The sequence below is a fragment of the Roseateles sp. GW821-FHT09H11 genome (genome assembly GCF_059415845.1).
Window position 1 is genome coordinate 1,627,111 of the sequence record NZ_JBWKOA010000001.1, and the last position, 12,048, is coordinate 1,639,158.

General features: G+C 70.1%; 14 protein-coding genes and 1 pseudogene. 8 read left to right on the top strand and 7 right to left on the bottom strand.

Annotated elements, in window-relative coordinates; translation table 11 throughout:
• Positions 1-141 precede the first annotated feature (141 nt).
• Genes AC07PR_RS06800 through AC07PR_RS06810 form a run of 3 tightly spaced genes read right to left on the bottom strand, consistent with a single transcriptional unit; the run spans position 142 to position 1,570 of the window.
• Positions 142-795: a 2-hydroxychromene-2-carboxylate isomerase gene (locus AC07PR_RS06800; RefSeq protein WP_495134800.1), complete on the bottom strand. Its 654-nt coding sequence runs from the start codon at positions 793-795 to the stop codon at positions 142-144.
• 11 nt (positions 796-806) lie between these two features.
• Positions 807-1,043, bottom strand: coding sequence for a DUF1289 domain-containing protein (locus AC07PR_RS06805; protein ID WP_377156027.1), 237 nt, complete (start codon positions 1,041-1,043; stop codon positions 807-809).
• Positions 1,040-1,570, bottom strand: a complete 531-nt coding sequence (locus tag AC07PR_RS06810; RefSeq protein WP_483105766.1) for a YbaK/EbsC family protein — start codon at positions 1,568-1,570, stop codon at positions 1,040-1,042. The genes AC07PR_RS06805 and AC07PR_RS06810 overlap by 4 nt, the downstream gene beginning before the upstream one ends.
• Before the next feature lie 118 nt (positions 1,571-1,688).
• Between AC07PR_RS06810 and AC07PR_RS06815 the strand changes: the two genes are divergently transcribed.
• The 5 genes from AC07PR_RS06815 to AC07PR_RS06835 all read left to right on the top strand — a co-directional run bounded on the left by AC07PR_RS06815 (position 1,689) and on the right by AC07PR_RS06835 (position 6,484).
• Entirely contained in the window at positions 1,689-2,615 is a 927-nt protein-coding gene (locus AC07PR_RS06815; protein ID WP_495134801.1) for a LysR family transcriptional regulator, read from the top strand.
• A gap of 155 nt (positions 2,616-2,770) precedes the next feature.
• Positions 2,771-3,937 (top strand): CaiB/BaiF CoA transferase family protein, encoded by a 1,167-nt coding sequence (locus AC07PR_RS06820; protein WP_495134802.1) that lies wholly within the window; start codon positions 2,771-2,773, stop codon positions 3,935-3,937.
• The gene (locus tag AC07PR_RS06825; RefSeq protein ID WP_495134803.1) at positions 3,937-4,863 is read left to right on the top strand and encodes an HpcH/HpaI aldolase/citrate lyase family protein; all 927 of its coding nucleotides are present in this window, start codon (positions 3,937-3,939) and stop codon (positions 4,861-4,863) included. The genes AC07PR_RS06820 and AC07PR_RS06825 overlap by 1 nt, the downstream gene beginning before the upstream one ends.
• A gap of 72 nt (positions 4,864-4,935) precedes the next feature.
• Entirely contained in the window at positions 4,936-5,910 is a 975-nt protein-coding gene (locus AC07PR_RS06830) for a Bug family tripartite tricarboxylate transporter substrate binding protein (RefSeq protein WP_495134804.1), read from the top strand.
• Between the two features lie 100 nt (positions 5,911-6,010).
• On the top strand, positions 6,011-6,484 hold the full coding sequence (locus AC07PR_RS06835; RefSeq protein WP_377156039.1) for a thioesterase family protein: 474 nt from the start codon (positions 6,011-6,013) through the stop codon (positions 6,482-6,484).
• Between the two features lie 75 nt (positions 6,485-6,559).
• On the opposite strand, the gene AC07PR_RS06840 is transcribed toward AC07PR_RS06835, so the two are convergent.
• The 4 genes and pseudogenes from AC07PR_RS06840 to AC07PR_RS06855 form a co-directional block, all read right to left on the bottom strand.
• Positions 6,560-7,186 carry a helix-turn-helix transcriptional regulator gene (locus AC07PR_RS06840; protein WP_495134805.1) on the bottom strand — a complete coding sequence of 209 codons (627 nt, stop codon included), beginning with the start codon at positions 7,184-7,186 and terminating at the stop codon, positions 6,560-6,562.
• Positions 7,183-8,433 carry an MFS transporter gene (locus tag AC07PR_RS06845; protein ID WP_377156043.1) on the bottom strand — a complete coding sequence of 417 codons (1,251 nt, stop codon included), beginning with the start codon at positions 8,431-8,433 and terminating at the stop codon, positions 7,183-7,185. Before AC07PR_RS06845 ends, AC07PR_RS06840 begins: the two co-directional genes overlap by 4 nt.
• Positions 8,434-8,438: 5 nt before the next feature.
• Positions 8,439-9,311 (bottom strand): questin oxidase family protein, encoded by an 873-nt coding sequence (locus tag AC07PR_RS06850; RefSeq protein WP_495134857.1) that lies wholly within the window; start codon positions 9,309-9,311, stop codon positions 8,439-8,441.
• Between the two features lie 42 nt (positions 9,312-9,353).
• Positions 9,354-9,761 (bottom strand): annotated as a pseudogene (locus AC07PR_RS06855) (VOC family protein); the annotation flags it as partial.
• Positions 9,762-9,924: 163 nt separating this feature from the next.
• Here AC07PR_RS06855 and AC07PR_RS06860 point away from each other — a divergent pair.
• Genes AC07PR_RS06860 through AC07PR_RS06870 form a run of 3 tightly spaced genes read left to right on the top strand, consistent with a single transcriptional unit; the run spans position 9,925 to position 11,932 of the window.
• Positions 9,925-10,401: a protein-tyrosine phosphatase family protein gene (locus tag AC07PR_RS06860; protein WP_495134806.1), complete on the top strand. Its 477-nt coding sequence runs from the start codon at positions 9,925-9,927 to the stop codon at positions 10,399-10,401.
• 49 nt (positions 10,402-10,450) lie between these two features.
• Positions 10,451-11,098: a pseudouridine synthase gene (locus AC07PR_RS06865; protein WP_495134807.1), complete on the top strand. Its 648-nt coding sequence runs from the start codon at positions 10,451-10,453 to the stop codon at positions 11,096-11,098.
• A 36-nt stretch (positions 11,099-11,134) separates the two neighbouring features.
• Positions 11,135-11,932: an SDR family NAD(P)-dependent oxidoreductase gene (locus AC07PR_RS06870; RefSeq protein WP_495134808.1), complete on the top strand. Its 798-nt coding sequence runs from the start codon at positions 11,135-11,137 to the stop codon at positions 11,930-11,932.
• Positions 11,933-12,048: the final 116 nt, after the last annotated feature.

Consider the following 12,048-nt stretch of genomic DNA (forward strand, 5'->3'; position numbering starts at 1 on the left):
ACTGACAAACCCGGGTGCAACCCTCGCTTCGCATTTCTCGATGCGGAATTTCGGTGCCTGCGCGCCGCATCAGAGGGTATGTCCCTACGGCGACATTCGAGGGCGAAGCGACCTCGTCGTCGTCTCGACGACCGCCCGCGCTCAACCGCGCTGGACGCCCACCGGCAAGGTCCGCGCCGCGTCCCACGCGGGACCGTCGAACCACGTGTCGCCATCGAGGTAGCCGGTCAGCATCTCCATCGCGTCGAGGCCCCAGAACAGCTTGTCGTCGACGCCCATCGTCGGCACGCCGAAGACGCCGCGCGCGACGGCGGCATCGGTGGCCCCGCGCAGCGCGGCCTTGACCTCGGCCGAGGCAGGATCGCGCATCGGCGCGAGGTCCGCCGTCAGTTCGGCCAGGCGCTGCGGATCCGCCGCGTCGAGCCCGCCGCGCCAGACATGGTGGAAGACGCGTTCGACCGCGTAGCGGCCCGGCGTCCCGAGTCCGTCGTGGGCGCTTGGCGCGGTGGCCCACAACAGGCGCAGCAAGGGCAAGGGATTGAAAGGATGCGCCGCCGGCAGGTCCAGCGGCACGCCGAGCCGGTGGCCGAGCCACGACACCTGGCGGTAGGTCCAGTCGCGCTTGCCGGGGATCTCGGCGGGGCCCTTGTGGTCGAGCGCCTTCAGCATCGCGCCGAAGAGGATGGGCACGTAGCGGACCGCGACGCTGCGACCGGCCAGCGCCTCGGGCAGCCGCTCGAAGGCGAGCGCCGCATACGGCGAGATCGGGTCGAAGTAGAAATCGATCGTGACCATCGTCGCTCCGTTCAGACCTTGGGCAGCGGCTCGGTGGCGAGCGCGCCGTGCGCGATCAGCAGCGCGCGGCGCTCGGGCAGCAGCGCGAGCAGGCGGATGCGCGACTCGTCGTCCGACTTGCTCCAGCCGGCGATCTCGGGGATGGTGCGCGCGCAGCCGCGACACAGCGCGGTGGGCTCATGCATCTTGCAGATGTTGATGCAGGGCGAGGCGACGCGGCCTTCAGGCGTGCGGGCGACGTCGCTCACTGCGCGACCTCGATCACCGGCGCGCCGGTCAGCGCGACCAGCTGTTGCGGCGTCATCAGGAACACGCCGTTCGGATGGCCGGCCGCGGCCCAGATCGCGTCGAAGCGGAACAACTCCTGGTCGATGAACAGCTGCGGGGCGGCGCCCTCCTCCGCCGGCTGGAAGCCGAGTGGCGACACGCCGCCGATCGAGAAACCGGTACTCGCCTTCACGTAGTCGGCATCGGCGCGGCCGAGCTTGCCGGTGTGGAGCTCGAGCTTGCGCTCGTCGACGCGCTTGTCGCCGGAGGCGATCACCAGCACGGCCGCGCCGTCGGACTTGCGCTTGAACACGACGCTCTTGGCGATCTGCCCCAGCGCGACGCCGAGGGCGTCGGCCGCCTCCTGCGAGCTGCGGGCCGAGACCTCGAGCCAACGCGGCTCGTGTTCGTGGGACAGCGCGCGCAACGCGGCGCGCACGCGGAGGAAACCGTCGGGACGGGCGGTGTCGCCTGCCGTGGAAGTCGCGGGGGAAGTCGTGTCGCTCATGCCGCGCATTGTGCCAAGGCGCCCGGTGCGCGATTGGCGCATCGGCGTCAGACCACACGGCGCGCACTTCGGTATGGTGTGAGGGGCCGCACCCTGAGCGGCCTCTGGAGATCATCTCGTGGAACTGCGCCAGCTGAGGTATCTGATCGGCGTCGCCGACGCCGGCAGCCTGCTGAAGGCGTCCAGGCTGCTGCACCTGGCCCAGCCCGCGCTCGGCCAGCACATCGTCGCGCTGGAGGAGGAACTCGGCGCGCCCCTGTTCATCCGCTCCAGCCGCGGCATGGCCTTGACCGACAACGGCCGCCGCTTCGTCGAGCAGGCGCGCAAGGTGCTGGCGGAACTCGAGGCCGCCAAGGCCTCGGTGCTGGCCGACGGACAGCACCTCGCCGGCGAGGTCATCCTGGGCCTGCCCACGACCGTCGCGCTGGCGGCGACGGTGCCGCTGCTGCGCCTGGTGCGGACGCGGCTGCCGCTCGTGCGGCTGCGCATCGTCGAGAGCCACAGCGGCTTCCTGCGCGAATGGCTGCAGGCGGGGCGGCTGGAACTCAGCATCCTGTTCGAAGACCGCCAGGAGCCATGGTTGTCGCAACGGCAGCTGCTGACGGAGCAGCTGGTGCTGGTGGGCGCCGCGGGTGCCGGCGCGCAGCCGCTGGGGCGCGAGCTCGCGCTGCGCGAGCTGAGCCACTTTCCCATGATCCTGCCCAACACGGAGCACGGGCTGCGGCGCATCATCGACGCGGCCTGCCGGGCCCATGGCGTCGAGCTCGACGTGGTGGCCGAGATCGACTCGCTGCCCGCGGTCAAGAGCGCCGTCGCCGCGGGGCTCGCGTTCACGATCCTCTCGCCGGGCTCGGTGAGCGAGGAACTGCGCCAGGGTCGTCTGCGCCAGGCCGTGATCCGCGATCCGGAGATCCGGCGAACCATCTGCAGCTGCTTCGCGCTGACCCGCTCGCCAGGGCCCGCGGCACGCGCGGTGAGCGATCTCGTCGATGAAGTGATCCGGGAACTCGTGCTGACCGGGCAGTGGCCCGCGACGCTGGCGTAGCGCTTCACTACCTCCGCGCGTGAGGCCGCGCACGACTCCCGCGCAGCGCGCTCCGCACGCCCGCTAGTCCGGATCCGACTAGCGCCTAGCCGACATCCGTATTTCCCAGCGACGGCGCGCATCCGTAGGCTGCTTCCATGAAAGGAAGCGCCTCCATGAGCCTTGAGCCCTCCCTCTCCGACGAGCGCCAGCCGCTGTCGGATGTCGTCGTGATCGACCTGTCGCGGCTGGTGTCGGGCAACGTGCTGACGCATGTGCTCGCCGATCTCGGTGCGTCGGTCGTGAAGATCGAGTCGCCGGAGCGCGGCGACGACCTGCGCGCCTGGCAGCGCCAGGGCGTGAGCACCTACTGGATGGAGTACAGCCGCAACAAGGACAGCGTCGCGCTGGACCTGCGCTCGGACGACGGCATGGCCTCGCTGAGATCGCTGATCACGCGCGCCGACATCCTGGTCGAGAACTTCCGCCCCGGCACGCTCGAGAAAATGAGGCTGGGCATCGACGCGCTGCAGCGGCTGAACCCGCGCCTGATCGTGGTCCGCATCTCCGGCTGGGGACAGACGGGCCCGTTCGCGAAGAAAGGCGGCTTCGGCTCGCTGATCGAGGCGATGAGCGGCTTCGCCGCGATGAACGGCCATGCGGACCGGCCACCGGTGCTGCCGCCCTTCTCGCTCGCCGACTCGGTGGCGGGCCTGCACGGAGCGACCGCCGCGCTGGCCGCCCTGCATCGCCAGCGCGCCCATCCCTCGCCGACGGTCCAGGAGATCGACCTCTCGCTCTTCGAGCCGCTGTTCTCGATGCTCGGCCCGCAGGCCTCCGAGTTCCAGCTCACCGGCCAGGCCACGCAACGGTCCGGCAGCCGCTCGCCGACGCATGCACCGCGCAACGTCTACGCGACGAAAGACGGACGCTGGGTCGCGTTGTCCGCGGGCATGGCGGGCACGCTGCAGCGGCTCTTCGCCGGTATCGGGATGCCCGAGGCCCTGAAGGACGAACGCTTCGCCACGCACGAGGCGCGGCTCGCCAACATCGACGCGCTCGACGAGTTGATCCAGGGGCACCTGTCGACGCTCACGCTGGCCGAAGCCCTGGCCTTCTTCGAGGAACGCGACATCACCGCTGGCGAGGTCTGCGACATCGAGGACCTGCTCAAGCACCCCTACGTGCGAGAGCGCGAACTGCTGCTGGACGCGCAGACGCCGGACGGCCGCACGGTGTCCGTGCACGCTGTTCCCTTCAAGATCAACGGCGCGCGTCCGCCGGTGCGCCGACCCGCACCGGCGCTCGGCCAGGACAACGACAAATGGCTGAAGGACCGGTGATGAACGCCCACTCCGCATTGCCTGCATCGACCGCATCGACCGCTCCGTCGCACCGCTTCTACCGGTCCTACCTCTTCGTCCCCGCCGACAACGAGCGTCTGCTTCAAAGCGCCTTGAACAAGACGCCCGACGTCGTGATCCTGGATCTCGAGGACGGCGTGCATCCGAGCAGGAAGGCGGCCGCGCGTGCCGGCGTGGCGACCGCGATCGGACGCGTGCACGCAAGCGGCAAGGCCGCTGCGGTGCGCGTCAACGGCGCGCTGAACACCGCCATCGACGACCTGCGCGCCGCCGTGTCGCCGGGCCTGCGCCTGCTGGTGCTGCCGAAGGCCGAGCACGCCCGCGATGTCCAGCTGCTGGCCGGCGTCGTCGACGAACTCGAACGATCGGCCGGTCTGCCGGCGGGCGGGGTGCGCTTCCTGCTGCAGATCGAGTCCGCGGCCGCGCTGCCACGGCTCCACGACATCGCCGCGGCCTCGCCGCGCGTGCATTCCATGATGCTGGGCAGCGAGGACTTCTCGCTCGACGCCGGCGGCCTTCCGACGCCTCAGGCGCTGCTCACGCCGAGCCTGATGGTGCTGTACGCGGCGCGCGCGGCCGGCGTGCTGCCCGTGGGCTTCGTCGGCTCGATCGCCAACCTCGGCAACGTCGAGGATTTCGAAGCACTGCTGCAGCAGGCCCGCTCGCTCGGCTTCCGCGGCGCGGTGGTCGTGCATCCGAAGTTCGTGGACGCTATTAACGCCTGCTACACGCCAACGACCGAGCAGGTGGCGCAGGCGCGCGCCATCGTCGCCGCCTTCGACATCGCCGATCGCGACGGCCTCGGCGCCACCAAGCTCGGTGATCTGATGATCGACAAGCCGGTGGTCCTGCGCGCGAAGGCCCTGCTCATCGAGGCCGGCCTCAGCCCCCTCGGCGACGGCTGAGCGCACTCGCCGCTTCGGCGTTCCGCGGCCCCGGACGACCCCGACCCCAAGACAACAACAGGAGACAACGTCATGCTGACGAAGCGAGAGTTCTGCGCCTTCACCGCCTTTTCCGCCTTGAACGCGGTCGTGCCCGCCGCGCGGGCGCAGGCCTATCCCGGCAAGCCGGTGACCATCGTCGTGCCGCAGGCTCCAGGGGGCACGAACGACGCGGTGGGTCGCATCCTGGCGCAGAAGCTCACCGAGAGATACGGCCAGGTCTTCAACATCGACAACCGCGCCGGCGCGGGCGGCAACATCGGCACCGAGCTCGCGGCACGCGCGCCGAAGGACGGCTACACGCTGCTGCTGACGATCAGCAGCACGCAGGCGATCAATCCGGCGCTGTACCGGCGCATCGGCTTCGACCCCGTGAAGGACTTCGATCCCATCGCGCCGATCGGCGTCGTGCCCAACGTGCTGGTGGTCCACCCGGGTTTCCCGGCGCGGGACCTCAAGGGCTTCATCGCGGCGGCCAAGGCGAAGAGCCCGTCCTACCAGTACGCGTCGGCCGGCAACGGCTCGTTGAACCACCTGCTCGGCGAAATGCTCAACCGCTCCGCCGGACTGCAGCTCGAGCATGTGCCGTACAAGGGCGTCGGGCCCGCGTTGACCGACATGCTGGGCGGTCAGGTGAGCGTCGGTTTCGCGAGCCTGCCGTCGTGCCTCGAGTTCGTGCGCGCCGGCAAGCTCGTCGCGCTCGGCGTGAGCTCGCCCAAGCGTTCCTCCGCGCTGCCGGACGTCCCCGCGATCGGCGAGGTCGTCCCGGGATTCGCGGGTGAGCTCTGGGTCGGACTCTTCGCCCTCCACGGGACGCCGGACGCGATCACGAAGCAGCTGTCCGAGGACGTGAGCTCGGTGATGAACGCGCCCGATGCGCTGGCCAAGCTCAAGGCGCTGGGCGTGGAGCCGCTCAGCGGCGGCCCGACCGCGCTGGCGGCCATGCTGAAGCAGGACATCGCCAGGTGGGAGCCGATCGTGAAGGCGTCGGGAGCACGCGTGGACTGACGCGGCTCAAGGGGAGCGGCGCACACACGGCGTGCTTGTCCGCGCGGATTAGGGCGAGCGCTCTCCTGCCGCGCGCGGCCTTGCGTTATGGTCCGCGCCCATGACCGACGTGAAGAGCCCCTTCGAGCCCGAGTTCACCACCGCCCTGTGCGAGATCTTCGAAACGCTGATCACCTTCAACCAGGTGCTCGGCGTGAAGATCGACGAGCTGCAGCACGAGATCGTGCGGGCCCACATTCCCATGCGGCCGGACCTGGTCGGGCACTACGCCCACAACCGGCTGCACGGCGGCGTGATCAGCGCAACGCTCGATTCGATGGGCGGCCTGGCGGTGATGGCGGCGATCGGCGCGCGACATCTCGACGAAGCGCCGCAGCAACGGCTGCAGCGTTTCGCCAAGCTCGGCACGATCGACCTGCGCGTGGACTACCTGCGGCCCGCCATCGGCGCCCTCTTCCGCTGCGAGGCCGAGGTGATGCGGCTAGGCAGCCGCGTCGCCAACACGCGGATGGCGTTCACCGATGAGCAGGGCCGACTGCTGGCCACCGGCGCCGCGGCCTACATCGTCTCGTGACATTGGCGCCCTTCTTGCTCCCTCTCCCGCTTGCGGGAGAGGGTGGGGGTGAGGGCCAGCGGACTCTGCAGTCCACTACACCGCGCTGATCCGATAGGCACAGCGCCGCGCGCCGGCCAGCAGATGCTCGGTGCGCTCGACGGTAAGTCCGGGCCCCAGGCAGCGCTCGAACAGCGCCAGCTCCGAGCGGCAGAAGCCTTGGCAGCTCTGTGCGGCGGCACAGATCGGGCAATGGTCTTCGACCAATAGCCAGTCTTTGCCGACGCGCTCGGCGCGGGCCATGTAGCCCTCTTCCGCGCGCAGCCGAGCGAGCTCGCGCACACGGTCGCCGGTCGTGCGACACCGGTCGATCGCCGCTCGATAACGCAGCTCGCTGTCGCGCTCGCGAGCACCGATCAGTTGATCGAGTCCTGCCTCGCCGAAGACCGCGCGCGCCTGCTGGATCAGTTGCACCGTGAGATCGGCATGCCGATCCGGGAAACGCCCGTGGCCCGCCGCCGTCAACGACCACAGCTTGCGCGGCCGTCCGGCCTCGCCGCGCTGATCGTCCTGCGCGACGACGAGTCCCTGCTCTTCCAGGCGCGCCAGCAGCTTGTGCGCGCCCATCGGCGTGATCGCGACAGTTGCCGCCAGCGCGGCCGCCGCCTGCGGGCCGCGGCTCTTGAGCTCGAACAGCAGCCGGTCCTCGTTCCCTTGACTCATGAGTGGCGCCTCGCGAAGCGGATGAAGCCGATCGCCGCGCCCAGGCACATCGTGCCGCCCAGCAGCATGATCCAGCGCGCGGACAGCATGCCCAGCGCGCCGCCGATCAGCGCGATCAAGGTGTTGGACAGGCAGAAGACCGTCGTCAGCAGGCCCATCACGCGGCCTTGGCCATGCGCGGCGAAGCGCTCCGACATCCATGCCGGCATCAGCGCGTTGTAGAACGAGAGCGGCACCCCCAGCAACGGGATCAACGCAAGTCCCAGCCATGAGGGCGCGAGGCTCAAGGCCAGCAGCCCGATCGCCGCGACGACCGCGAAACGCGCCGCGCGGTGCAGCGGCGTCGGCCCGGAGCCGATGCGCGCCGCGAAGATGCTGGCCGCCGTCATCGCGGCGCACTGCACCGCGGTGACCAGCGCGATGCCGCGACTGTCCAGTCCCGCCTGCTGCAGCATCCACAGCGGCGCGAACTCGTACAGCGCGTTGACGCCCAGCGTGTACGCCAGCTGCAGCAGCGCGAGGTGGCGCAACACGGGATCCTGGGCGATCAGCCCCAGCGACTGCTGGCGCCGCATGGCGGCGAGCATCCCGCCTTCGGGCTTGGCGGTCGGCCGGTCGTCGGGCAGCCCGAAGCCGAGCAGCACCAGGCAAGGCAGGATCACGACGGCCGCCACGATGAAGGGCACCGCCTCGCCCCAGGGCAGCGTCAGGCCGCCGAGCAGCGGCCCGACCAGCCAGCCGATGTAGAGGCTCGCGTTGAGCCAGGCGAAGCTGCGCGTGCGCTCGAGCTGCGGATGCCAGTCGGCCAGCAGCGCCCGCACGACGGCGACGTTGCCTTCGGTCAGGCCCGTCGCGAAGCGCGACAGCACGAACAGCGGATAGTCCCGCGACGCCAGCGCGAAAGCGCTCAGCCCGTAGCCGACGAGCGTCGCGGTGATGGTGACGCTGAGCACACGGCGCCGGCCGTAGCGGTCGGACATCGGCCCGATCACCAGGCTGCCGACCAGGATGCCGGCCGGGTTCACCGCCAGCGCCAGGCCCATCAGCAGCTCCGGCCGCAGGCCGAGGAAATGGGTGAAGTCGTCGACCGGCCCGCTGACGAAGATCGGCGCCAGGATCGGGTACGGCAGCGCGACGCCGGCGGTGCTCATCAGCGCGAGCGCGCAGACGGCCCAGAGCAGCAGATGCGGATGGCGCAGCGGCGCCGGCGAGGTGGCAGTCGCGGAGGACTCGGAGGAAGACAGCACGGCGCTCATTGTGCGGCCCCTTCGCGGCGCAGACACAAGGCATAGCCGGGCCAGCCGCGATGGCGCCATTCCTCGCGCGCGGCGTCGGCGACCTTGATGCGGTGGTCGTTCATCGACGCGTGCAGCGCGGGCAGCTCGCGCGTCCAGTCGTCCTCCGTCGCGTGTCCCGCGTGGACCAGCGCCCAGGCCGGCGCCGGACGCAGTTCCGACAGATACGTGCCCAGCCACGCGCGCCAGACGGTGCGCAAGACCTGACCCTCGTCGACGGCCAGGCCACGTGAGGCGGCGGCCTCCAGCAGCACGCGCAGCGCATGCGTGCCCGTCACCAGATGCAACGAGGCGAACTGGTGCCGCGACAGGTACACGGCCAGCGAGGCTTCCGCCAGCGCATCGAGCGTCAATCGCGGGCGCTCCACGTAGCCGTCGAAGCCCGGCAGCGTCGCGGCATGTTGCATCCGCGTCGTGATCAGCGTGCCCGGCATCGCCGGCATGGCGAGCGCGGGATCGGCACGCACCGCATCGATGACTTCACGAAGGCTTTCACGCCCCTGCCCCGCCGGCACCGGCGCGCCGAGCGGGCTCTCCAGCCCGATCGTCGTCCTCAGCGCCGCGTCGAGCTCTTGACGATGCCCCGACTGCAGCGCATAGGCGAGCCGGATCGCGACATGGAAGGCCTGCGCTTCGGGCGCGGCCAGCACGCGGCGCAGCGCGTCCTCGACGGAGGGCGGCGGCACGCCGTCATCGTCCGCGACACGTGACAGCGGCGCCCAATGGTCGATGTGCCGTTGCAGCGATTCGCGCGGCGCGCCCAGCCGAGCCAGCGCGCCGAGCGCCATCGGCAGATGGTTGAAGAGCGGCAGCGCCTCGGTGCCGTACATGGGGCCGAACTTCACCGACTGGTCCAGCGCCTCGTGCAGCCCCGCCGGCCAGGGCGGGCCCTTAAGCTCGAGGGCATTGCCGTCGGGATCGAACAGGTACAGCGACGGTCCGTCGCCCTCCGCGCCGTAGCGGGAGCCGTAAGTGTCGACGGTGACGCCTTGCGACGTCAGCCAGCGACGCAGCGCGGGCTCGTCGAGCGTCTCGACGCGCAGGCAGAAGTGGTCGACATTGCGCCCCTCCGCGCCCGGGCCTGCGCCACCGACACGGCCGAGTTTGCCGTCCAGCGGCACGAGGTCGATCAACTGCGCGCCCGCACGCAACTGCACCAGCCCGATCTCCTCTTGACGCCGCTCGACGGTGCAACCCAGCAGGTCCACATAGAAGTGCAGCGCCGCCGGTAGATCGCGCACGCGCAGCACGAGATGGTCGAGTCCCTGGATCCTGATCATGGCGAGCTCCTTCCGCTTGCGTTGTTGTGACTTCGAGCCTTGCTTCGGCGGGGCGTCGAACGAGGCGCTGAACGCCATGCCGCGATGATCGCGCCGCCCGTCAAATTAATAAACTTTTAGTTGATTAACATCGCCTCCAGCAGGGAGACCCGACAATCGGGGCATGGCTTTCCGACCCCTCCCCCTCCCCGACGCCATCCCGGGCCGGCTGTGGCTGCAGTCGATGCCGGGCCGCCGCGAGTCCTGGGGCGCCTTCCTCGACGAGGCGCGCCTGAATCAGCTCAACGTGGTGGTCTGCCTCAACCCGCTCGAGGAAGTCGCCGAGCTCTCGCCGCCGTATCACAAGGCGATCGCCGAGGGCCGGCTGCCCTTCCGCTGGCTGCATGTGCCGATGCGCGATTTCGGTCTCGCGTCGGACAGTGCGGCGTTCCGGCAGGGTGTGGAGCACATCGCGCAGGGCCTGCGCATGGGCGACCGCGTGCTGCTGCATTGCGCCGCCGGCATGGGCCGCACCGGCACGATGGCCGCTTGCGTGCTGAAGCGGCTGGGCGTGCCCGCGGCGCAAGCGCTCGAAGCGGTCAGCGCGGCAGGATCGAATCCGCAGTCGGCGATGCAGTCCGGGTGGATCCACCAGTTCTGAGCTGCAACGACGTTGGGTGATTCCTGGATGATGCTTCAACGATGCCTCGATGATTGATCCGACCCTGCCGGCACTAACCATCGTCCATGCGGACAGATGGCGCGTCGTCGTCGACAAGCCGTCGGGCCTGCTGTCCGTGCCCGGCCGCGGCGAGCACAAGCAGGACTGCGCCTGGGCGCGCGTGGCGGCTGAATTTCCGGATGCGCTGATCGTGCATCGGCTGGACCAGTCGACCTCCGGCCTGATCGTCTTCGCGCGCGGCGAGGCGATTCAGCGCGCGCTCAGCGAGGCCTTCGCCGCGAGGCTCGTCGACAAGCGCTATGAGGCGGTGGTGGCAGGCCTCGTCGAACGCGACGCGTTCGAGATCGACCTGCCGCTGATCGTCGATTGGCCGAATCGCCCGCGGCAGATGGTCGACCACGAGCGCGGCAAACCCAGCCTGACCCGCGTGCGGGTGCTCGATCGCGATGTCGCGGCGCGCACCACGCGCGTCGAACTCGAGCCGGTCACCGGGCGCTCGCACCAGCTGCGGGTGCATCTGTTGGCCGCCGGTCATCCCATCCTCGGCGACGCGCTGTACGCGCCGCCGGAGGTCCTCGCGCAGGCACCCCGCCTGCTGCTGCATGCACGGGACCTCAACCTGCCGGCGGTGCTCGATGCGCCGCCGCTTTCATTGCATTCGCCGCCCGATTTCTGAGCGTGCATCCCGCCATCCGCCCAAGGAGCATTCCCAATGTCCTCGACCGTGTCCACCGACTCTTCCCAAGCTCATTCCCTCACGATCATCACCGGCAGCTCGCGCGGCCTGGGCGAGGCGCTGGCGCGCCAGTCGCTCGAGGCCGGTCATCTGGTCATCGGCATCGCCCGGGGACGCAGCGAGGCGTTGGAGCGCTTCGCCCATGAGCGCGGCCTGCCGCTGCAGCAATGGCAGGCGGACCTGTCTAGCCCGCTGGCGATCGCGCAGCGCCTGGCCGACTGGCTGCGCACGCAGCCCCGCGAATGGACCACCGCGACGCTAATCAACAACGCCGGCGTCGTCACCACGCCCGGCCCCATCGACGGAGAGTCGCTGGAGGCACTGTCCGCCGCGCTGCGCGTCGGCCTGGAGGCGACTGTGCTGATGAGCGCGGCCTTCCTCGATGCCACCCGCGACTGGCCCGCCGAGCGCAAGGTGCTGAACATCTCGTCCGGCCTGGGCCGCCGCGCGATGGCCGGCAGCGCGCTCTATTGCGCGGCCAAGGCCGGCATGGACAACCTCAGCCGCGCCATGGCGCTGGACGAGGAACACAAGGCAGCCAAGGGGGAACGCGCCGCACGCGTCGTCTCGCTGGCGCCCGGCATCATCGACACCGACATGCAGGCCCAGTTGCGCGGGGGCGATTCGTCGAAGTTCCCGGACCGGGACCGCTTTGCCGCCTTCAAGGCCGAAGGCCAGTTGGCCAGCGCCGGGGACACCGCGGCTCAGGTGCTGAAGTTCCTCGCCAGAAAAGACTTCGGCCAGCAGGTGCTGGCCGATGTGCGGGACGCCTGAACTTCCGGTTGGGGCGTGCGCAGAGCTTGGCCGGGTCCGGCGGCTCGGGCCTCGCGGGCGCGCCAACTCGCTTTGCTCACCTGCGGTTCGCGCCGCTCGGACAGACGGCGCTCAAG